Annotated in this window: 16 protein-coding genes; 3 read left to right on the forward strand and 13 right to left on the reverse strand. The window is 59.4% G+C overall.

Going from position 1 to position 21080, the window contains the following annotated elements:
• Positions 1-101: 101 nt before the first annotated feature.
• The 9 genes from LIX91_RS23355 to LIX91_RS23395 all read right to left on the reverse strand — a co-directional run bounded on the left by LIX91_RS23355 (position 102) and on the right by LIX91_RS23395 (position 15398).
• A complete protein-coding gene (locus tag LIX91_RS23355; RefSeq protein ID WP_046237626.1) occupies positions 102-1004 on the reverse strand; it encodes a peptidoglycan DD-metalloendopeptidase family protein in 903 nt (300 codons plus the stop codon).
• Positions 1005-1163: 159 nt separating this feature from the next.
• Positions 1164-5825, reverse strand: a complete 4662-nt coding sequence (locus LIX91_RS23360; protein ID WP_317135441.1) for a deaminase domain-containing protein — start codon at positions 5823-5825, stop codon at positions 1164-1166.
• 176 nt (positions 5826-6001) lie between these two features.
• On the reverse strand, positions 6002-6892 hold the full coding sequence (locus tag LIX91_RS23365) for a response regulator (RefSeq protein ID WP_103696189.1): 891 nt from the start codon (positions 6890-6892) through the stop codon (positions 6002-6004).
• 204 nt (positions 6893-7096) lie between these two features.
• On the reverse strand, positions 7097-7858 hold the full coding sequence (phoU, locus tag LIX91_RS23370) for a phosphate signaling complex protein PhoU (RefSeq protein ID WP_003340338.1): 762 nt from the start codon (positions 7856-7858) through the stop codon (positions 7097-7099).
• A gap of 70 nt (positions 7859-7928) precedes the next feature.
• Positions 7929-8762, reverse strand: coding sequence for a phosphate ABC transporter ATP-binding protein PstB (gene pstB / locus LIX91_RS23375; RefSeq protein WP_003401255.1), 834 nt, complete (start codon positions 8760-8762; stop codon positions 7929-7931).
• Between the two features lie 66 nt (positions 8763-8828).
• Positions 8829-10445, reverse strand: coding sequence for a phosphate ABC transporter permease PstA (gene pstA, locus LIX91_RS23380; RefSeq protein ID WP_226489281.1), 1617 nt, complete (start codon positions 10443-10445; stop codon positions 8829-8831).
• Positions 10446-10514: 69 nt separating this feature from the next.
• Positions 10515-12800, reverse strand: coding sequence for an ABC transporter permease subunit (locus tag LIX91_RS23385; RefSeq protein ID WP_201418856.1), 2286 nt, complete (start codon positions 12798-12800; stop codon positions 10515-10517).
• Between the two features lie 143 nt (positions 12801-12943).
• On the reverse strand, positions 12944-13942 hold the full coding sequence (locus tag LIX91_RS23390) for a phosphate ABC transporter substrate-binding protein PstS (protein WP_046237621.1): 999 nt from the start codon (positions 13940-13942) through the stop codon (positions 12944-12946).
• A 166-nt stretch (positions 13943-14108) separates the two neighbouring features.
• The gene (locus LIX91_RS23395) at positions 14109-15398 is read right to left on the reverse strand and encodes an MFS transporter (RefSeq protein WP_024649907.1); all 1290 of its coding nucleotides are present in this window, start codon (positions 15396-15398) and stop codon (positions 14109-14111) included.
• A 430-nt stretch (positions 15399-15828) separates the two neighbouring features.
• Here LIX91_RS23395 and LIX91_RS23400 point away from each other — a divergent pair, with 430 nt between their 5' ends.
• Together LIX91_RS23400 and LIX91_RS23405 are read left to right on the forward strand one after the other, a co-directional pair.
• On the forward strand, positions 15829-16230 hold the full coding sequence (locus tag LIX91_RS23400) for an acyl-CoA thioesterase (RefSeq protein WP_003316086.1): 402 nt from the start codon (positions 15829-15831) through the stop codon (positions 16228-16230).
• A gap of 90 nt (positions 16231-16320) precedes the next feature.
• Positions 16321-17232: a D-hexose-6-phosphate mutarotase gene (locus tag LIX91_RS23405; protein WP_100073175.1), complete on the forward strand. Its 912-nt coding sequence runs from the start codon at positions 16321-16323 to the stop codon at positions 17230-17232.
• Positions 17233-17252: 20 nt separating this feature from the next.
• On the opposite strand, the gene LIX91_RS23410 is transcribed toward LIX91_RS23405, so the two are convergent.
• From LIX91_RS23410 to purE, 4 genes are all read right to left on the reverse strand, one after another.
• A complete protein-coding gene (locus LIX91_RS23410; RefSeq protein ID WP_003367971.1) occupies positions 17253-17795 on the reverse strand; it encodes a DUF3299 domain-containing protein in 543 nt (180 codons plus the stop codon).
• 83 nt (positions 17796-17878) lie between these two features.
• Positions 17879-18124: a GlsB/YeaQ/YmgE family stress response membrane protein gene (locus tag LIX91_RS23415; RefSeq protein ID WP_002555896.1), complete on the reverse strand. Its 246-nt coding sequence runs from the start codon at positions 18122-18124 to the stop codon at positions 17879-17881.
• A gap of 336 nt (positions 18125-18460) precedes the next feature.
• On the reverse strand, positions 18461-19543 hold the full coding sequence (locus tag LIX91_RS23420) for a 5-(carboxyamino)imidazole ribonucleotide synthase (protein WP_226489258.1): 1083 nt from the start codon (positions 19541-19543) through the stop codon (positions 18461-18463).
• A gap of 9 nt (positions 19544-19552) precedes the next feature.
• On the reverse strand, positions 19553-20044 hold the full coding sequence (gene purE / locus LIX91_RS23425) for a 5-(carboxyamino)imidazole ribonucleotide mutase (protein ID WP_003340324.1): 492 nt from the start codon (positions 20042-20044) through the stop codon (positions 19553-19555).
• 382 nt (positions 20045-20426) lie between these two features.
• Here purE and LIX91_RS23430 point away from each other — a divergent pair, with 382 nt between their 5' ends.
• The gene (locus LIX91_RS23430; protein ID WP_103696187.1) at positions 20427-21044 is read left to right on the forward strand and encodes a reprolysin-like metallopeptidase; all 618 of its coding nucleotides are present in this window, start codon (positions 20427-20429) and stop codon (positions 21042-21044) included.
• Positions 21045-21080 lie beyond the last annotated feature (36 nt).

Below are 21080 nucleotides of genomic sequence, written 5' to 3' on the forward strand. Positions count from 1 at the left end.
CCAGCGTGGGAATGCCTTGCGTGACGCTCTGCGTCACAGGTCTGAGTCGCGCCGCCGGTTCAGGATCGGACGCAGGGCGTGGAGCTATGAATGGCTCCCCCTCAATTCCCGCCGACGGCGAAGTTGGGCAGGCTCTGCACCGGCGTGGCGAATTCATAGGGGATCGAGATCAGTTCATTGCCCGAGTTGCGCTGTACGACGAAGTGCAGATGCGGGCCGGTGCTGTTGCCGGTGTTGCCCGACCGCGCCAGCGCTGTTCCGACACTCACCCGCTGACCTTCCCTGACACTCACCGAGCCGCGCATCAGATGCAGGTAGACGCCCATGGTGCCGTCGTCATGCAGGATGCGCACAAAGTTGCCTGACGCATTCGAGCCCCGCCCTGACTGGCTGTTTTCGATCTTCACCACCGTACCGCCGCGCGCGGCAATGATCGGCGTTCCCTCGGGCATGGCGATGTCCATTGCATAGCGCCCCTTGACGCCGTAATGGCTGTATCTGCCATTCGGGCCCTGAGTCAGGCGAAACGGTCCACCAATCCACGGCAGCGGGTATTTGTAGGCCTGCACCGAGCCTCTGGGATCACCCAGGGTTGAACTCAGCACCGAGGCGTAGTTCATCGGCTTGCTGCCCACCTTGGGGCTCAAGACCACCACGCGCTGGTTGCTGCGCGCAGGGATCGTACGGCGCAGCGTCGCTGACGAGCCAGATACCCCCAGCACGTTGGTCACACTGGAAAGCTTGAGTTCGACTTCAACCGGAGCGTACAGATCGTTGCGCACATACAGGCTGTGTACGCCCTTTTCCCGCCTGACACTCAAATGCACCTGGCCGTCGATACGCTCGACCATGCGGTCGCGAAACACCATGACCGATGCGCCGGGCGTCGGCCGGTCCGAGAAGGACACCACGCCATCGGCATCGGTGAACTTATAAATCGTGACAGCCCCGGCCGACTGCACAGTCAACGTCAGGGCAAACAGGATAAGCAGGCGTTCAAGCATCGGAGAGGGTCGGGTTCAAGGGCACTGGGTGCCAAGCCTAGCAGCCTTGCAGGCAGAAGAGGACGCAAGGGTATCAATCGGACATGAATGAAGCGTCAAGGAAGGCACGCCAGAGGCCCGGTACGCGGTGTCGTATGACACCGCGCAAGGCTGACTCGGTCAGGAGGCCTGATAAGGCTTGAGGTACGTCACGGAAAAATGCGCCTCGGGAAAGTCGAGTTTCAAGCGGGGCAAAACGAATCCGCCACAAGAGCGGCAGGTTTCCATCACGGTGAACACCTTGATATGCGTCAGTCTGGTAGACGCCATATCTTCCTTGAAGATCGTCGCAATCAGCCTTTCAGAATCGAGGTGACGCCCGAATTTCCTGACCACCAGATGATCGACGTCCCTGATGACCGGCAAACTGGTAAACCCCGGATCAGGCTGACGCCCGGCCATGCGGGCCCTTGCATCACGGTAGATCACCCCGTCGATGACCCGCTCGGTTTGCTCGGCGACATCCGGCTGCAGCTTCAGGTCCCGGGCTTTTTTGCCTCCGGAAAGCGCGTAGTAGACGATCCGCTCGCCCGACTCGGTGTAAGCCTGCAGGAAAGACAGATTGGCGCCCCTGACCTGCTTCATTATTCGTTTGGGTGCATTGGGCATCACGATAGTTTCCAGGTTCAACCTCTCCCATTTGATCGGAGAACCCTGTGTCGGCAGCAGGTGATTGAGCACTTCGACAATATGCTGCTGTTCCGGCAGGCTTCGCTGGGTGATTTTTTTGAAATCCGGAATGCTGTTCCTGGCCAGCTCAACGAATTTCTTCTGAATATCCTCGCCAGACATGATATTCGCGGCAAATCGCAGGAGATCATTCGGCTTCTGATTAGCCATGCACCACTGCACATAGTCGTCGTAGTTCTTGACGGGTTCTGCCCAGGACACAAGCCATTCGTCGCGCGTGGAATCGTCCAGCAGGTCAAACAGCAGACGTGCAATATTTTCCTGGTCCTGCTCGGCATCGGGAAGCTCACGAACCAGTCGATACTGTTCGGAAACTCTGATGTACTCGTTGATCTGCGCCACATCGGTCACACGGGAAAACTTCAACTCGAGCCCACTCCCGGTGATGGCAGCCTTGTAGAAAACGCCCGTATCCGGCTCGATATAAATCCAGGGCACGCTCTCCGTATCCAGCCGGATACCGCGCAGGGTTCGGGCATCTGCGATGCCCGATGCGATAGGCCCGAGCTCGATGACAGGTATATGCACATATATCCAGAAGGCGTCTTGCAACGGGAAATTTTCCGGCAGCCCCAAAAGTCCTTTCTCCGTCAGCGCACCAGAAAACTCTGACAAGTAAACTGGCGTCTCGGGCAACGCAAAGAGCGCTCGCTCGGCTTCGGAAAGCGCTACGACCCCTTTTCCCGCAGGTGCTTGCGTCGAGGTGGAGGCGGAGGGTTCAGCGGGATCAGCCCATTTGCAGAACTTGCCTTCGTTGACGAAGACATCGATGTCCGGAATCGTGGAGTCGGCACCCAGCGACAGTCGGGCCAGGCCGAATTCGCGGGCGTCCATCGCATTACTCGGATATTTGCCAGTGCGTGTGGGGGACGTAGAGCCTTCGCTTATCGGCTCTGGCGCAGGCGTTATCAGCTTCACACCGTGGCTGCAGGGAGCCTGTATCAGGTTACGTCGAACCCGACAGACCGCTTCGGTTTCCTGCAACGAAGCGGAACGTCGAGAAAGCCTCTCGACCGCCAACGTGCGCAGCGCCGCATCGTGGGCGTGGGTGTCGAGGTGGTAGATCCGCTCATCCACGAGGATATCGAATACCCCCTCCTCCCTCTCGATGGTCTGCACCTTACAGCCTTCGACGATTCGTATCTCACAGGCCCCCTCACCGACCGGGATAACCGGCGCGATGGCCGGGTAATGCTCGGGGCCTATACGCTCCTGCGCTGAAAAAACTGAAAACTCCGTTAGATTGTTCTGCGACAGGGGCGTCAGTCTTTTCCCGAATACTGCGTCGGATCGCGGATCGCAAAGCCTGAAGTCCGGCTGTTGTGCGGTACCGACATCGCGTACAGCCACATCGCGTCTGCCATCGACCATCACGACCCTGTCCACAGACTCCACATTCACTGGCAGTGGCGTTGCCACGCTGTCGGCGAGTCGATACATGCCTTTGTCCAGACCGAAGACGGTATCGAGCAGTGACTGAGATGAAAACACGGTGCGTAGCGACGGCACCTCCTCCAGCAGTGCAGACCAGCCACGCACGCCCAGTTTCAATCCACACCGCCCCAGGTCTCGCACGGCGAACACGGCACTCTGCTCTGCCAGGCCGCCGATCAATGTGCTGACTGCCTTACCGGTGAGTCTGGCGACTGACGCGACACTCATTTCGCCAGCCCGCAGGATGATTCGAGCCGTCGAGCCGGCGAACTGTCCAAGCGGAATCAGCGCGAAAGCCAGATCCGTCACGCAGTCGAGGATCACGCTGCCAGACCGATCACCGCTGGCCAGGTCCTTGATGCAGCCATAAAAAGGAATGATCAGCCGCGCAGCCATGTCAGCGAACTCGCGCTCCCTGGCCCAGATTTTTTCCCATTCCGTCTCATGCAGATGCAGCGCCTTGCTTTGCTCGAGAAACCGTTCAAGCAAATGTGCTGCGGCCTTGTTCGCCAGATGTTCCAAAGCGCTTTGCTGATCGGCATTGGCCTGGAAGATCAAGTCGCCGGAGGGCACCAGCGTTCCTGGCTGCGGTCGGTGATAAGCGATCGCGGAGCGTGAAACGGTGCCGTTGAGGTAAGCGTCGCTGTCCATTGGCCATAAGGGCGTAACGCTGGCTTTTTCGATACGCCGCTGGTGAGCCTGTTTGCGGCTGAGCGCTTCGGTAATCGGAATAGTGCCCGACCACGTGACACCCTCGACCTCATAGGTGAAGGCTTGATGCACCTCACCGGCTACACCGGCTGCCGGTATCAGCTCGAAAAAACGCTCGTTCACCGAATGACCGTGAAAGTCGCTGCGGTGGTCGCCTTGCTGGCATCGAATGAAGAGCCCCTGCGTGCCCTCTTGTGCGCCGAATCGCACCCGACTGACCTCGCAGGTCGAGTTCAACAGGGTATTTCGATGCTGCGCCTGCATTTCGGACAACAGTCGCCTGATGATGCTGGCTTGTGCACTGACCAGCGATTGCTGAAACCGATCAAAAGCACTGGCGTAGGCATCGGGAATCGTAGGCTGCCCCTCGATATACACCTCGCCCATCATCAGCAGCTCGACAACCGTCGCTTGCGGCTTGCCAGCGGCTATCACACGATCCAGGGAGTAGGATGCTGCCACCGTAAACCCGTGCGCCTGCAATATTGGCCAGTGATCGATCTTGATGCCCTGATCCCACAGCCGCTGATCGACGCCTGCTTTCTCCAGCATCTGGTGCGCCAGCTTCTTTCGGTCCGCAGGCTTTATTCCCAGCAGGCTGTTCAACTCCTCCGCATGCAACGCCTGCTGAGTATTCAGAAACGCCAGCGCCTGACTGATCTGCCCGGCGGTTGCCTGATGCACATCGTCAGTGCCGGACCCTTGAATAACGCCCTGCGCAGTGGCGTAGCGCAAGGCCGGGACCACCAGCGTGCGCGCCCACAAGGAATGAATCCGGGCATCGCTCGACTGAGCCAGACCCGCACTGACCCTGACCAGCTCATCATAAGGTGCGATTTGCGACAGACCTGGCGTCAGCGCCTCGACCAGCGCAACGCTGTGAATCAGCGCCACACTTTGCAACGAGCGCCCGTATTGAAGATGATCGGGGACACTCGCCACCAGAAGCTCAGGCATCACCTCGCGTAAAAACAGGTAACACAGCATGTCGAGGGTGCTGGAACGCGCCTGCGGATAGTGCGCACGAATCAACTGACGAACCCTGTCGTAAAGCTGGACATGGCTGTATTCACACACCCAGCCGCGGTGCAGGGCAACGTCCAGCGGCTCGCCATCGAGCTGCACAGTCGCCGCAACCCGATCAGCGATCACTCGCCCGGCGAGCGCCTGCGTAATGCGCGGCGACGCCTGTTCTCCAGGCCGCCCTCCGTACCAGTCCATGTAACCCAGCAGCGGTGCGAAGAGCGATTTGAACTGTGCGGTCTGGCTCAAGGCAGACCAGGTGTCGTGGGGGCTGAACCGCAGATAGCTTTCCGTGGCATCAAGCTCGCACAGCAGCTCGATACCTGATTGTTGAAACAGGTAATCGAGATGCCGCACCGTGCTCCAGACCTCAAGCGCCGGGACATCCACATCAAGGCTATGAGCGCTGGGCAGCGACTTGTCCGGCTCGCTGCTTGAATGCAACGCCGGCATCAGCATCAGGGCAGCAAGCGCTATCAGCGACTCGAATGATAATCCTGAATGCTCGGACCTGAGGCTGATCGCCAGAGAAAGCGTGCGCATGCCCGGTACCAGGGTGGCGTCGCGGATAGCGGCGTCCAGCCAGCGTGCGTTACCGGGATTGACCACATGGGCCGCGAGCCGGCGCAGATACTCGCCACGGGTAGCCAACGACATCGCCGTCGAAGGATCGACCTGCAGGTCACTGTCGGGCCATTCATTGGCGGGTATCGCCGCGAGTCTGAGCGCTACCGAGGCCTGTATGTCGGGCTTGGCCAGCCGCTCATCGAGCGAACTGAGCAGTGCGTTATCGCGGTATTCGCCATCCGGTGTCAGCCCGACAAGGGCCTCGCAGAACAGACGCAAGGCAGAGCGCCTGGTCACGACAGATGCGGGGTGGGCAGTTGCAGTGCCTGGGGTTGATTGCAGCGGGTTGAGCGTCATTGGGGGTTTTTCCAGTAGGTATTTGCATTTTCATGCGACTGGAAAAACTAAATAGAACCCTGCGCTACCGCGAAAGAAGCACATCTGTATCGAACAGGCAGGAAACAACGTCGCTGACTGTAAGCTGCACGCCAACGCAGCGTCGGCATGCCATTCAGATCAGCGGCAGGTGGAGGTCAGGCACCCGGGATGAAGTGCTTCTGCGCCGTACCACGAGCGATCAGACGCGACAGGTAATCGAGCTTCTGCGCGTCGTGATCGACAAAACGGAAGGTCACTTGCAGCCATTCGCTGTCGGGCTTCTGCTCGAACGCGGCGACGGAGTGCAGATAGCCGTTCAGGCGTGCAACTTCGTTGTCCTCGCCCTGCTCAAGGTCCAGCACCGCGCTGTCGAGTACCTGGGGCAGGTTTTCGCTGACGCGAATCACCAGTGTGGCGTCTTTCAGGGTAAGGGCCTTGATCACACACGACTGAGTGCCGTTGGGCAGGCGCAACTGGCCCTGGCCGCGACCGGTCGGCTCTGCCGATCTGACGGGTGCAGGGGCTGGCCTTGGGGCTGCGGCAGCGGCTGCAACAGGCCCGGCACGAACCACTTCGGCCTTGCCACCGGTCAATGCACTCAGTGAGTCATTGAGCGGCGAGTTCATGCGCGCCGGAGCTGTGGACATGACGGCGTCGAGCTTGCCGACTTTTGCCAGCGCTTTCTTGACCTTGGTCAGCAGCTGTTCATTGGTGAACGGCTTGCCGACAAAATCGGTCACACCGGCCTGAATGGCCTGCACGACGTTCTCCTTGTCGCCACGGCTGGTCACCATGATGAACGGAACGGTTCTCAGGTAATTGTCCTGCTCACGGCACCATGTCAACAGCTCAAGGCCGGACATTTCTGGCATTTCCCAGTCGCACAGAATCAGGTCGAAGACCTCTTTGCCCAGCAACGTCTGAGCCTTGCGACCATTGACCGCGTCCTCGGTATGAATCCCGGGGAAATAATTGCGCAGCCCTTTCTTGACCAAGTCGCGAATGAAAGTCGCGTCATCCACCACCAATACACTGACCTTACTCATCGACGCTCCTGCGGGCGTGTTCACCTGGAGGCGAACTGCGGTATGCCAACACGCCCTTTGTTTCGGCAAGCATAGCGTTGACTGGTAGCCAACTGCCATATTGATTGACTGCGCCGCGACATTTAATCCGCAGGCGACGGAAAATACTGATCTGCGCAACGAAAAACGCCCAGCGCGTGCTGGGCGTTTTTCTCGCAGGCAATCTTACTTATCGTCAGCGTTGCCCGGAACATTAGCGGTTTCGCTCGATATACCCTGCACTTCTTCCTTCATGCGCTTGAGGCCCATGTGCCGCACGTCGGTCCCGCGCACCAGATAGATCACCAGCTCGGAAATGTTGCGTGCATGGTCGCCGATTCGCTCCAGAGAGCGCAGCACCCAGATGACGTCCAGTACCCGGGAGATCGAGCGTGGATCTTCCATCATGTAGGTCGCCAGCTCGCGCAGGGCCGTCTTGTACTCGCGGTCGATGGTCTTGTCGTACTGCGCAACCGACAGGGCCAGCTCGGCGTCGAAACGGGCGAACGAGTCCAGCGCATCGCGTACCATGTTGCGCACCTGATCGCCGATATGACGCACTTCGACGTAGCCGCGCGGTGCCTCGCCCTCTTCGCAGAGCTTGATGGCACGGCGCGCGATCTTGGTCGCTTCATCACCAATGCGTTCCAGGTCGATCACCGACTTGGAAATGCTGATGATCAGGCGCAGGTCGGACGCTGCAGGCTGGCGACGCGCCAGAATGCGCAGGCACTCTTCGTCGATGCTGCGCTCCATCTGATTGATCCGGTCGTCGACCTCGCGAACACGCTGGGCAAGACCGGAGTCGGCCTCGATCAGCGCCGTGACCGAATCGTTCACCTGCTTCTCGACCAGGCCACCCATTTCGAGCAAATGGCTGCGAACGTCTTCGAGTTCAGCGTTGAACTGTTGGGAAATGTGATGCGTATGGCTGTCTTTGTGGATCATGCTGGGTGTCCTTGGAACGTCCGGTTAATTGCGAAAACGCAGCGGTGGTTCAGGGCTGACGAAGCACGTACTACCCGTAACGACCGGTGATGTAGTCTTCTGTCTGTTTTTTTGCCGGGTTGGTGAACAGGGTATCCGTATCACCGAACTCGACAAGTTTGCCCATGTACATAAACGCGGTGTAGTCCGACACCCGAGCCGCCTGCTGCATGTTGTGGGTAACGATCACAATGGTGTATTTCGATTTCAGTTCGTAGATCAGTTCTTCGACTTTGAGGGTCGAAATCGGATCGAGTGCCGAACAGGGTTCGTCGAGCAGCAGGACTTCCGGCTCCACGGCGATCGTTCGGGCAATGACCAGACGCTGCTGCTGCCCCCCGGATAAACCCAATGCCGACTCATGCAGTCGATCCTTGACTTCATCCCAGAGCGCAGCGGCTTTCAGCGCCCACTCGACAGCTTCATCGAGCACGCGCTTCTTGTTGATCCCCTGAATGCGCAGCCCGTAGACCACGTTTTCATAAATTGTCTTGGGGAACGGATTGGGCTTCTGAAACACCATGCCGACGCGGCGACGCAACTCGGCGACTTCCTCGCCCTTGGTGTAGATGTTGTGCCCGTACAGGTTGATCGCGCCCTCGACCCGGCAACCATCGACCAGGTCGTTCATGCGGTTGAAGCAGCGCAACAACGTCGATTTGCCACACCCGGACGGACCGATGAACGAGGTCACCTTCTGCTTCGGGATATTCAGGGCAATGTCGAACAGCGCCTGCTTGTCGCCATAGAACAGATTCAGGCCCGGCACTTCGATGGCCACGCTCTCGTCGGCCAGATCCAGGCGTTGCTTGTGACGCCTCAGGGCCGACATGTTCATGCCACTCGTCGGGCTTTCATGCTGCATGGATTGCTCCTGTGCGAACGGTTCGCTTCATCGAACGGCCGCGTTTGCCAAAGGGCGAATTCGGGATCAATTGTCGAGCGCCTTGTACTTTTCCCGCAAATGATTACGGATGCTCACCGCTGACAGATTGAGCAAGGCGATGACCAGTACCAGCAGCAGCGCGGTGGCATACACCAGCGGGCGTGCGGCCTCGACGTTGGGGCTCTGGAAGCCGACGTCATAAATGTGGAAACCCAGGTGCATGATCTTCTGATCGAGATGCAGATAAGGATAGTTGCCGTCCAGCGGCAGCGACGGCGCCAGCTTGACGACGCCCACCAGCATCAAAGGCGCAACCTCGCCGGCGGCACGCGCCACCGCGAGGATCAGCCCGGTCATCATCGCCGGGCTGGCCATTGGCAGTACGATTTTCCACAGCGTCTCGGCCTTGGTTGCACCCAGTGCCAGCGAACCTTCACGCAGGGTCAGCGGAATGCGCGCCAGGCCTTCTTCCGTCGCCACAATCACCACCGGCACGGCGAGCAGTGCCAGCGTCAGCGAAGCCCATAACAGGCCCGGCGTACCGAACGTCGGAGCCGGCAGCGCTTCAGGAAAGAACAGCCGATCCACCGAGCCGCCCAGCACATAGACGAAGAACCCCAGACCGAACACGCCGTAGACAATCGCAGGCACACCGGCGAGGTTGTTCACCGCGATGCGAATCAACCGGGTAACCGGACCCTGGCGCGCGTACTCACGCAGGTAGACTGCCGCCAGCACGCCAAACGGCGTGACGATCACGGCCATGATCAGGGTCATCATCACCGTGCCGAAGATCGCCGGAAAGATACCGCCTTCGGTATTGGCTTCGCGTGGGTCGGCGCTGAGAAATTCCCACAGCTTCTCGAAGTAGAAGCCAAGCTTGGTCACCGTGCCCATCGCATTGGGCTGATAGGCACGCACCACTTTGCCCAGGCTGAGTTCGATCTCTTTGCCGTTGCCATCACGCGCGGTCAGGCTGTCGCGATCAAAGGCCTGGTGCAGCCCGTCAAGACGCGCCTCGATGACCTTGTAACGCGCATCCAGCTCGGCCCGCTCGGCAGCCATGTCCGCTTGCGCGGCGGCATCCAGTCGGCCATCGAGTTCCAGCTTGCGGGCCTGCAGACGCAGGCGCTCGATTCCGTGATTGATGGCACCAATGTCTTTCTTTTCCAGGGTATAGAGTTCGTCAGCCAGCTTTTCGACGCGCTTGATGCGCTCTTGCAGGGCCGGCCAGGCCGCGTCGCCTTCGGCCACGACCCGCCCGCCTTCCTTGACGTTGACCAGGTAGCCGTAGAAATTGCCCCACTCGCGACGCTCCAGCGCCATCAGGTCTGCAGGCCGGCTCTGCCCGGTCAGCCATTCGCCTACCACCCAGTTGAAGTCACTGGGGTTGATATCGCGATTGCCGACCTTGAACAGTTCGCGGGTCATGAACTCCGGCCCTTGATCAGGCACCGGCAGGCCCGCGCTTTTCAGGCGCGCACGAGGCACTTGCTCCTGCTCGACCCGCTCACCGACCAGAACGCTCGATTCCTGATTGGGCACCGCGTACTGCGCGCTCACCAGATCGGAGGGCCAGAAATGCCCAAGGCCACGCACGGCGATCACCGCCAACAGGCCGATGGTCATGATCACAGCGATGGATACGGCACCCGCACTCATCCAGACGCCGGGGGCGCCACTTTTGAACCAGTTCCTGAGGGAGTTCCGCTTCACCAACGCCTACCTTCCTTACAGCGACGAGTATTGCTTGCGCAGACGCTGACGAATCAGCTCTGCGAGGGTGTTCATCACGAAGGTGAACATCAACAGCACCAACGCCGCCAGAAACAGCACCCGATAATGGCTGCCGCCCACTTCCGACTCCGGCATCTCCACCGCGACGTTGGCCGCCAGCGTACGCATGCCTTCAAACAGGTTCATGTCCATGATCGGCGTATTGCCGGTCGCCATCAGCACAATCATGGTTTCCCCCACGGCACGGCCCATGCCGATCATCAAGGCGGAAAAGATGCCCGGGCTGGCGGTCAGGATCACCACCCGCGTCAGGGTCTGCCACGGCGTCGCGCCCAGTGCCAGCGAACCCAGCGTCAGACTGCGCGGCACGCTGAACACGGCGTCTTCGGCAATCGAATAAATGTTGGGGATCACCGCGAACCCCATGGCGATGCCGACCACCAGCGCATTGCGCTGATCGTAGGTGATACCCAGGTGGTCGCGAATCCAGGTGCTCATGTCCCCGGCGAAGAACCAGCTCTCCAGGTGCGGGCTCATACTCAGCGAGAACCAGCCCACCAACAGCACGACCGGAATCAGAATCGCGCCTTCCCAGCCATCGGGAATACGCAAGCGAAGCGAATCAGGCAGACGGGTCCAGAAAAAGCCCGCCAGCAAAATGCCGATCGGCGTGAGCAGCAACAGGCTGAAGATGCCGGGCAGATGCCCTTCCAGATACGGGGCCAGAAACAGTCCGGCAAAAAAGCCGAGAATCACTGTCGGCATCGCTTCCATCAATTCGATTACCGGCTTGACCTTGCGGCGCATGCCCGGGGCCATGAAGTAGGCGGTATAGATCGCGGCAGCCACGGCCAGCGGCGCGGCCAACAGCATGGCGTAGAACGCCGCTTTCAGTGTGCCGTAGGTCAACGGTGCCAGGCTCAGCTTGGGCTCGAAGTCGGAGTTGGACGCCGTGGACTGCCAGATGTACTTGGGCTCATCGTAATTCTCGTACCAGACCTTGCCCCACAGCGAACTCCAGGAGACTTCCGGGTGCGGGTTGTCCAGCGTCAGCGGCAGCAGTTTGCCAGCACTTTCAATCAGAATCCGGTTGGCGCGTGGCGATAACGCCAGAATGCCGGGCCCCTCGGCGACCTTGTCGATCAGCAGGGTGCGGTGCGCTGTGCTGTGGAATACACCCAGCTTGCCGGAAGCATCCAGAGCGATGAAGCCCTTGCGGCGCTGCTCGGCCTTGATCTGCGCGATAGGTGCGCTGCCCAGGCTGAAATCGCGGATGCGCATCAGGCGCTGCTCGCCGTCAGTGTCGCGGGCCATGAACCACTGGGACAGGCTGCCTTTCGAGTTGCCGATGATCAGCGAAATGCCGCCGACCAGTTGAGCGCTCGCCGTGATCTCGGCGTTGCCGTCTTCCAGCAATTTATAGCGGCCATTGAGGCTGCGATCGCGCAGGCTGAACACATCCGCCTGCGCCCGCCCGTTGATGACATACAACCATTGCTGGCGCGGGTCGATGTAGATCGCTTTGACCGCTGCGGACATCTGCGGCAACTCGACACGCGTCTGCTCGCGGGTCATCTCGCCGGTCATCATGTTTTCTTTCTGTTCAAGCGAGATGACATGCAACTGAGTGCCGGTCGACCCTGCCAGCTTGAGGCTGTCGCCATCCGAGCTGACGGTGACATGCTCGACCGCACGCCCGTCCTCATCCAGTACCAGAGGCGCTTCACCGTAGGGCCAGGCCACACTCGGGGTGATGGTTTTCTGATCGTTCGGGTAGGTCGTCAGGTACGAGTGTCTGAACACCAGCACCTGGCCGTTGGACAAACCCAGGGCTATCAATGGCGCGCCGGGCTGATCCTTGCCGATGGACGCAACGGACACGCCCGCGGGGAGCGGCAAGGCAATGCGCTGCAGCTCTGCGCCGTCCTCGATATTGAAGAAGACCACTTCGCCCTTGTCGGAAATGCGCATGCCGATCTGGTTCTGCTCTTCGATGGTGATCATCAGCGGCGCACCTGCGTCCTGCAGCCAGGCAGCATTCAGTGCTGGCTCGGCGGTCAGGCTGGCGCCTTTGAAGAGCGGTGCAACCACGTAGGCGAGGTAGAAGAAGATCAGCGTGATGGCCGCCAGCACGGCAAGGCCGCCGATGGCGACGTACCAGTGAGTGAGCCGGTCCTTCAACGCACGGACACGACGCTTTCGCACCATCGCGGGCGTATTGAAATCAATACGCGCTGGAGGCGAGCTCAGGTCCATCGTCGATTTGAACAGCTCATTCATGCGCACACACCGTAGACGCCTTATATGACAGAAACATTACAGCAAGGTGACACAGGAAAGCCCGCCGCCTGCGAAACCGGCGGCGGACTGTTCAATTTGTGTGCAGGCCAGTCCATTGAGCCTCACTCGCAACGCGTACGTGACTACTTTACCGCCACGCCGCTTGCGCCCTGCAGGCCAAGATCGGCCAGCGTCTTCTCCACGACACGGGCGGGCAGCGGGATGTAACCGTCCTTCATCACCACTTCCTGGCCCTGTCTCGACAGCACCAGCTTCACAAATTCGGCCTCCAGCGGCGCCAAGGGCTGGTTCGGCGCCTTGTTCACGTACACATAAAGGAAACGCGACAGTGGATAACTGCCGTTCAGGGTATTGGCTTCGCTGTCTTCGACAAACTCGCCCCCTTCCTTCTTCGCCAGCGGCACAGTCCTGACGTTGGATGTCTTGTAACCGATGCCCGAGTAACCGATGCCGTTAAGCGAATTGCTGATCGCGCTGACCACCGAAGCGGAGCCGGGCTGCTCGTTGACGTTGGCCTTGAAGTCGCCTTTGCACAGGGCTTCTTCCTTGAAGTAACCGTAAGTGCCCGACACCGAGTTACGACCGAACAACTGGATCGGTTTGCCTGCCAGATCGCCGGTTACGCCGACATCACCCCAGGTTTTCGCATCTGCCCTGGCGCCGCACAGGCGGGTCGCGGAAAAGATCGCGTCCACTTGCTGCAGGGTCAGACCCTTGATCGGGTTGTCCTTGTGCACGAAAACCGCCAGGGCATCCACCGCGACCGGGATGGCGGTCGGCTTGTAGCCATGCTTCTGCTCGAAAGCCGACAACTCGCCGTCTTTCATCTTGCGGCTCATCGGGCCCAGATTGGCCGTGCCCTCGGTCAACGCGGGTGGCGCCGTGGAGGAGCCGGCCGCTTGAATCTGGATGTTCACGCTCGGGTATTCTTTCTTGTAGGCCTCGGCCCACAGGGTCATCAGATTTGCCAGGGTATCGGAGCCGACACTGGAGAGATTGCCCGACACACCGGAGGTCTTGGTATAGGCCTTGATGGCAGGGTCGACCGCAGCCAGCGTATTGGCTGCCGTCACTCCGGCGGCAACCAAGGTCAGTGCAGTCATCAAACGCTTGAGTGTCATCCTTGCGCTCCTGGCAGGGTATGTAGGTGTCCACGAGCCTTTTTCGGCCAGTCTTATGACTACTCTATGAATTGATTATGACAATAAGATGAAAAGGCTATCGACCTGCGCAGGTAGATAGCCTTTGGCTGTAGCGGTGCCCGAGCGATTCAACAGCGGACGATGATCAGCGCTTTCGGCTCAGCAGAAACACACCGATGGCCATGCCCAGGCCGCAGAGGATCGCGACGTACCACGCAGGCCCCATCGGACTGCTCTTGAGCATGAAGGTCACGACCATCGGCGTCAGACCACCGAAAATCGCGTACGCCAGGTTGTAGGAGAACGACAGCCCCGAGAAGCGCACCACAGGGGGGAATGCCTTGACCATGACGTAAGGAACCGCGCCGATCGTACCGACGAACAGGCCCGTCACCGCATACAGCGGGAACAGCACATCCGGATGGCTGCCGAGGATGTGATAGAACGTCCAGGAACTGACCAGCAAACCTGCGCTGCCCAGCAGGAACACCCAGCCTGCGCCGAAACGGTCCGCCAGTGCGCCCGCAGCGATACAGCCCACGCTCAGGAAGACAATGGCCAGGCTGTTGGCTTTCAGCGCCGTAGCAGCCGGAAAGCCATAAATGGTTTGCAGAATGGTCGGCGTCATCAGGATCACGACGATGATGCCGGCAGACAGCAACCAGGTCATCAGCATCGACAGCGCGACGGCGCCACGATGATCGCGCAGTACCGCCTTGAGCGGCACCTCCTCGGCCAGTGCCTTGCGCAGTTGCAACTCGGCAAACACCGGCGTTTCATGCAGCAGGCGGCGCAGATACACCGACATCAGGCCGAACACGCCACCCAGCAGGAAAGGGATACGCCATGCGTAATCCGATACCTCGACCGGGGTATAGATGCTGTTGATCGCCGTGGCGACCAGCGAGCCCAGCAGGATGCCCGCTGTCAGGCCGGCGGTCAGGGTGCCGCAGGCATACCCGACACGACGTGCAGGCACATGCTCGGACACGAACACCCAGGCGCCTGGCACTTCACCGCCAATGGCGGCACCTTGAATGACGCGCATCAACAGCAGCAGAATCGGCGCCCACATGCCGATCTGCGCGTAGGTCGGCAGCAGACCCATGATCAGGGTCGGCACCGCCATCATGAAAATGCTCAGCGTGAACATTTTCTTGCGCCCCAGCAGATCGCCGAAGTGCGCCATGATAATGCCGCCCAGAGGCCTCGCCAGATAACCGGCGGCGAAAATGCCGAACGTCTGCATCATGCGCAGCCAGTCGGGCATGTCCACCGGGAAAAACAGTTTGCCGACCACCGCCGCGAAAAACACGAAAATGATGAAGTCGTAGAACTCCAGCGCACCACCCAGGGCCGACAGCGAAAGGGTTTTGTAATCGCTGCGAGTCAGAGGCCGCGCAGGCTGCGTGGAACTTGGAGGAACAGATGACATGACAAGGCTTCTCTTTGCTTGTTCTTTGAAAAGGGGCGAGCGACAGCAACGCTGGCTGCTGCGGGGTGCCGTGCAGAAGCGATTGTCGGGAGCAAAGGCGCAGATAGGCACCAAAATTGCGTGTACAGGCAGTCTTGTCACCTGTAGAGGTCCAGCAAGATAGCAAATTGCTACAAAAAACACATGGCAGAACTGCCACTGACACAAAATGAAGACCCACGGTCGTTCTATGACGCAACGCCCGATATACTCGCAAGTCGTCAACAGCCTTGGGAAGCTGTGCGAAAACGTCTGAATCAGCGGGTTTCGCAGAGTTTCCCTTTGGGCCACACCGGCGCTGAACACATAATGTTCATGCTCATGGTTTTGAATGGCACCTGTTAACCGCGACATACAATAATGAGAGTCATGGGTCAGAGGCACCCTAGGCATGATCGAGCTCGAACAAGAAGATCCAACCCCGCAAGGCGACCTTGCACTGCAAATCACCGCCCTTCCCCGCGAAACCAATGGCTTTGGCGACATCTTTGGCGGCTGGCTGGTGTCCCAGATGGACCTGGCAGGCACAGCGATGGCCAGCAAGGTCGCGGGTGGCCGTGTGGCGACCGTCGCCATCGATCGCATGGCGTTTCTGGTCCCGGTCGCGGTCGGCGAACAGCTTTCCTTCTATACCCGCACCCTGGAAGTCGGACGCACCTCGATCAAGATGATGGTCGAAGTGTGGAGCGACGACCCGCTCACCAGCGAATGGCGCAAGGTCACGGAGGCTGCATTCGTGTTCGTCGCCATAGATGCCAGCGGCCGGACGCGCTCGGTTCCCGCGCGACGGTAATTTGTCGCTCGGTCACGGATTGGCTGCCGGTTAAACTCGTCTTGCGTGAAGCGGTCTATTTTCGTCACGGTCATTGAGTGAGAACTTTGCATGCCAACATCCCCGGTTGAACCCACCGTTGAATCCATCCTTTACGATGAGCTGAACTGCTGGCGTATTTGCCACGGCGAAGCTGAGCTGCTGGTTGCGCAACAAGGCGCACACATCCTCAGCTATCAAGTAGCCGGGCAGCCGCCGCTGGTGTGGCTGAACGAAGAGGCCGTTTTCAAACGCGGCAAACCCATTCGTGCAGGCATGCCGATCTGCTGGCCGTGGTTCGGCAATCTGGAGCGCAACCCGCAAAGCGTGCAGGCCATGCGCGACAGCAGCGAGCCTGCCAAGGCGCATGGCGAAGTGCGAGCACTGGACTGGCAGTTGCTGGGTATTGGCGCAGATGGCGATGCACTGCTGGTGGAGTTCGTGCTTCCCGAGGCCGAAGGCCACTTGCCGGGCTGGCCGCACAACGTCGCCCTGAAACTGAGCATTCGTCTGGACCATGCACTGAATGTCAGTCTGGTCAGCTACAACTGCGGCACTGAACCTGTGGTGATCAGCCAGGCGCTGCACACCTATTTCGCCGTCAGCGATGTGCGTCAGGTCAGCGTCGAAGGGCTCGACGGCCTGCGTTACATCGAAACCCTGGCAAACTGGGAAGAACGCGAGCAAGCCGGCGACCTGACCTTCACAGGCGAAACCGACCGCATCTACAAGGACACGCCAGGCGTGCTCAGCATTGTCGACCCGGAGTGGCAGCGACGCATCCACATCCGCAGCACGGGCTCTAACTCAGCCATACTGTGGAACCCGTGGATCGAGAAGACCAGCAAGTTCACCGACATGGCAGCAGACGGCTGGCAGCGCATGGTCTGCGTCGAAACTGCCAACGTGCTGGACGACGTGGTCACGCTGGCACCGGACCAGATGCATGTTCTGGGTGTGAGTATCTGGAGCGAGGCGCTCTGATCAGAAATTGATCAAGCCCATCAAAGGTCCGACTCAACCACCACACGGACCTTTGACGCATCCATCGCGTACGCCGCATCGGCAAGATCGTTACTGACCTTCTCGATTTTCAGAGTGCCTTCTACCCACAATGGTGTGTAGATATCATCCAGTTTCAGCCCCTTGGGGTAACGCACCAGCACCAGCTGGTTGGGCGGCGGTGGCGGCACGTGGATGCAGGCGCCTGGGTAAGGCACGATGAAGAACAGCGTGCTGCGGCCCTTGGCGTCGGTTTCGAGAGGCACAGGGTAGCCGCCGAGACGAATCGTCTTGCCGTTCATTGCCGGGACGGTTTTGGTCGAATACATGACTGCAGGCAGACCCTTGCTCTGCTTCAGCCCACCCTTGCTGTCGAACGTGCCCATGGCTTCCGGAGAATTGTGGTCAATCTCGGGCATGGCTTCGAGGGCTTTTTGATCGGACTTGGGCATCAGCTCAAGCCAGTCGGTTTCCGGCAACTGGGCGTATGCGGGACCGCAGAGCGCGGATAACAGCAGAAGAGTCATCAACAGGAAGCGACGCATGATAAAGCTCGGCAAAGGGGTGGAAAGTTGCCGAGCATTCTAGCCCTCTGCGCACTGTAAAACAGAGGGCTGACGCATAAGCGTTATTTCTTTTTGATCATGCCGTAGATAACCAGCAGGATGATTGCACCTACCAGCGCGCCGAGGAAACCTGCACCCTCGCCTGCCTGATAGATACCCAGCGCCTGACCACCGTAAGTGGCTGCGAGCGAACCGGCGATACCCAGCACGATGGTCATGATCCAGCCCATGCTGTCGTCGCCCGGCTTCAGAAAGCGAGCCAACAGACCAACGATCAGGCCGATAAAGATGGTTCCAATGATACCCATGCCATTTCCCTCTGTATTAAGTGAATATGCCCGGGCTAATAGCAGCCCCGACCTACTGCTATCTGAGAACAGCGACAGGGAATGGTTCCGGCGAAGTGGCCAGTTTGCTTCGGGGTGGAAAATTCTTCATGAATGACGGGGCTGAACCTACCTGAACTGAGGCCAGGCGTCTCGAACAGTACTTCAACGCGAAGCATAGGCACGACAGTTAGAAACGCTCGTTCCGCACGCTCTGCGTGGGAATGCAGTTCTCGACGCTCCGCGTCGCAAAAGGACGCGGAGAGTCCTGAAACTGCGTGCAAACGCGGAGCATCAGCACGCTAGCCGTGGGCCTGATCAGCCCTTGATCAGCGCCTCTACCAGCTTCAACTGACGATCCAGCGTTGCGCGGTCAGTACTGCGGACCGTGGCGTGTCCAACCTTGCGGCCAGCCTTGAACGCCTTGCCGTAATGGTGCAGGTGGCAGTCTTCGACGGCGACGACCTTGTCCACTGCCGGCACTTCGCCAATGAAGTTGAGCATGGCGCTTTCGCCGACCTTGGCTGTGGAGCCCAGCGGCAGACCGGCAACCGCCCGCAGGTGGTTTTCGAACTGGCTGCACTCGGCGCCTTCGGTGGTCCAGTGACCGGAGTTGTGCACGCGCGGCGCGATTTCGTTGGCTTTCAGGCCACCGTCGACCTCAAAGAATTCGAATGCCAGCACGCCCACGTAATCCAGCTGCTTCAGGACGCGGCCGGCGTAGTCTTCGGCCAGTGCCTGCAAAGGATGATCAGTGCTGGCGACGGACAGACGCAGGATGCCGCTGTCATGCGTGTTGTGCACCAGCGGGTAGAACCGGGTCTCGCCATCACGCGCACGCACGGCAATCAACGACACTTCACCGGTGAACGGCACGAAGCCCTCCAGCAAGCACGGCACGCTGCCCAGCTCGGCGAATGTGTCGACCACATCGGCCGCTGAACGCAGGACCTTCTGGCCCTTGCCGTCATAACCCAGGGTGCGGGTCTTGAGCACGGCAGGCAGACCGATGCTGGCTACTGCGGCATCCAGGTCGGCCTGCGACTGGATATCGGCGAATGCCGGCGTCGGGATACCGAGGTCCTTGAACATGCTTTTTTCGAACCAGCGATCACGCGCAATGCGCAACGCTTCGGCGCTCGGATAGACCGGTACGAACTGTGACAGAAACGCCACGGTCTCGGCCGGAACGCTTTCAAATTCGAAGGTCACCAGATCGACTTCATCCGCCAACTGACGCAGATGATCCAGATCGCCGTAATCGGCACGCAGATGCTCGCCAAGTGCCGCAGCACAGGCATCCGGCGCGGGATCGAGAAAGGCGAAGTTCATGCCCAGCGGCGTACCTGCCAATGCCAACATGCGGCCCAGCTGGCCGCCACCGATTACACCGATCTTCATGGAAAAACCTCAGGCGTGGCGTGGGTCTGGATTGTCCAGGACGCTGTCTGTCTGTTCAGTGCGAAATTTCTTCAGCGCTGCGTGGAATTGCGGGTGCTTTGCGCCGAGGATGCTTGCTGAAAGCAGCGCTGCGTTGATTGCACCCGCCTTGCCGATGGCCAGGGTCGCGACCGGAATACCGGCCGGCATCTGCACGATCGACAACAGCGAATCGACACCCGAGAGCATTGAAGACTGCACCGGAACGCCCAGCACAGGCAGGTGGGTCTTGGCAGCGCACATGCCCGGCAAGTGAGCGGCACCGCCGGCACCGGCGATGATCACTTCAATGCCACGGCCTTCCGCTTCGTCGGCGTACTGGAACAGCAGATCCGGTGTGCGGTGAGCTGACACCACCTTGACTTCAAAAGGGATGCCGAGCTTTTCCAGCATATCGGCGGTGTGGCTAAGGGTGGACCAATCGGACTTGGAGCCCATGATCACGCCAACCAGTGCGCTCATCGTCGTGCCTCTCATCGGGCGCCCGCAGGCGCGTCTGAAAACAACAAGCCACGCGGGGGAACCGGCGTGGCTTGTTGTACGAATAATGACCGGTTTAACCGGCCAAAGGCCGCGCAGTATACCGCAAAGTTGCCTTTTTAAAGCACCCGCAATCATCTTCTGTCAGCGCGACGCGCAGGACGCGGCTGTCAACAGCGCGGGCGGGTTTGAAGAGCGCCGGATAGCGGGCTCCGTTCATCGATGCCTCTTACATCAAACCAGCGCCTGCCCTACTGCCTTTATCGCAATCGTCGGCTATTACGGCTTATCAGTATTTGCTTAACTGGCGCTGCGACATTGAAGTCGCCCTATCCATCCATATCTCAAGGACGAGAACGTATCAATGAAAAACACACTTAAAATCTGGCTGTTACTGGCGGCCTTTTCTTATCTGCCGTTTGCCAGCGCAGGTGGCCCGAACCTGGGGTTATTCCTGATCATGCACGACCAACTCACAAGCTATGAGCGCGCCGAACTGGCGGAAAAGTACCTGAATCCCCTGCTTGCCCAACTGGAAGAAATCACTGGGCGCAGGACAACCGTCACCTTTATCAAGGACGAACCCGGCCTGACCGACTTCGCCTATCGCGGGGACGACCTGGACAAGCTGCTATACCGGTTGTCAAAAGAGAGCATCCAGTATGCAAACGCAAAAAACCTGCCGGCACCATCGGAGCGGCATAAATATGTGCTGGTGACGTCCAATAAAATCAACGGTTCGGTACACGGCGTTACAGCAACCAACTATCACGTCGCAATGGCGTCCCTTAAAGCTTACAACACGCTGCCACACGAAGTCGGCCACCTGTTTGGTGCTGAGCATGAGGCGGCAACCGGTTTTCCATGCCAGACGACGATGTGGGAAAAATCCCATTCAACGATTATCCCCTGCTATTACTTCAGCGACGCCAACAAGCAACTGATTCGCGACTACGTCGACAACATACCCGGCGTTGAGTGAATGATCGGCCGGGCATGAATCATCATGCCCGGCCAT

The organism is Pseudomonas sp. B20 (assembly GCF_020515755.1).
GTDB lineage: Bacteria > Pseudomonadota > Gammaproteobacteria > Pseudomonadales > Pseudomonadaceae > Aquipseudomonas > Aquipseudomonas syringae.

What these genes read in the sequence shown, in the direction of transcription:
- LIX91_RS23400 (WP_003316086.1), top strand. Translation starts at nt 15,829, where the DNA reads ATGATCGAGCTCGAACAAGAAGATCCAACCCCGCAAGGCGACCTTGCA.
- LIX91_RS23420 (WP_226489258.1), bottom strand. Translation starts at nt 19,543, where the DNA reads ATGAAGATCGGTGTAATCGGTGGCGGCCAGCTGGGCCGCATGTTGGCA.
- LIX91_RS23355 (WP_046237626.1), bottom strand. Translation starts at nt 1,004, where the DNA reads ATGCTTGAACGCCTGCTTATCCTGTTTGCCCTGACGTTGACTGTGCAG.
- LIX91_RS23360 (WP_317135441.1), bottom strand. Translation starts at nt 5,825, where the DNA reads ATGACGCTCAACCCGCTGCAATCAACCCCAGGCACTGCAACTGCCCAC.
- LIX91_RS23415 (WP_002555896.1), bottom strand. Translation starts at nt 18,124, where the DNA reads ATGGGTATCATTGGAACCATCTTTATCGGCCTGATCGTTGGTCTGTTG.
- LIX91_RS23395 (WP_024649907.1), bottom strand. Translation starts at nt 15,398, where the DNA reads ATGTCATCTGTTCCTCCAAGTTCCACGCAGCCTGCGCGGCCTCTGACT.
- phoU (WP_003340338.1), bottom strand. Translation starts at nt 7,858, where the DNA reads ATGATCCACAAAGACAGCCATACGCATCACATTTCCCAACAGTTCAAC.
- LIX91_RS23430 (WP_103696187.1), top strand. Translation starts at nt 20,427, where the DNA reads ATGAAAAACACACTTAAAATCTGGCTGTTACTGGCGGCCTTTTCTTAT.
- LIX91_RS23410 (WP_003367971.1), bottom strand. Translation starts at nt 17,795, where the DNA reads ATGCGTCGCTTCCTGTTGATGACTCTTCTGCTGTTATCCGCGCTCTGC.
- LIX91_RS23390 (WP_046237621.1), bottom strand. Translation starts at nt 13,942, where the DNA reads ATGACACTCAAGCGTTTGATGACTGCACTGACCTTGGTTGCCGCCGGA.
- LIX91_RS23365 (WP_103696189.1), bottom strand. Translation starts at nt 6,892, where the DNA reads ATGAGTAAGGTCAGTGTATTGGTGGTGGATGACGCGACTTTCATTCGC.
- purE (WP_003340324.1), bottom strand. Translation starts at nt 20,044, where the DNA reads ATGAGCGCACTGGTTGGCGTGATCATGGGCTCCAAGTCCGATTGGTCC.
- pstA (WP_226489281.1), bottom strand. Translation starts at nt 10,445, where the DNA reads ATGAGTGCGGGTGCCGTATCCATCGCTGTGATCATGACCATCGGCCTG.
- LIX91_RS23405 (WP_100073175.1), top strand. Translation starts at nt 16,321, where the DNA reads ATGCCAACATCCCCGGTTGAACCCACCGTTGAATCCATCCTTTACGAT.
- pstB (WP_003401255.1), bottom strand. Translation starts at nt 8,762, where the DNA reads ATGCAGCATGAAAGCCCGACGAGTGGCATGAACATGTCGGCCCTGAGG.
- LIX91_RS23385 (WP_201418856.1), bottom strand. Translation starts at nt 12,800, where the DNA reads ATGAATGAGCTGTTCAAATCGACGATGGACCTGAGCTCGCCTCCAGCG.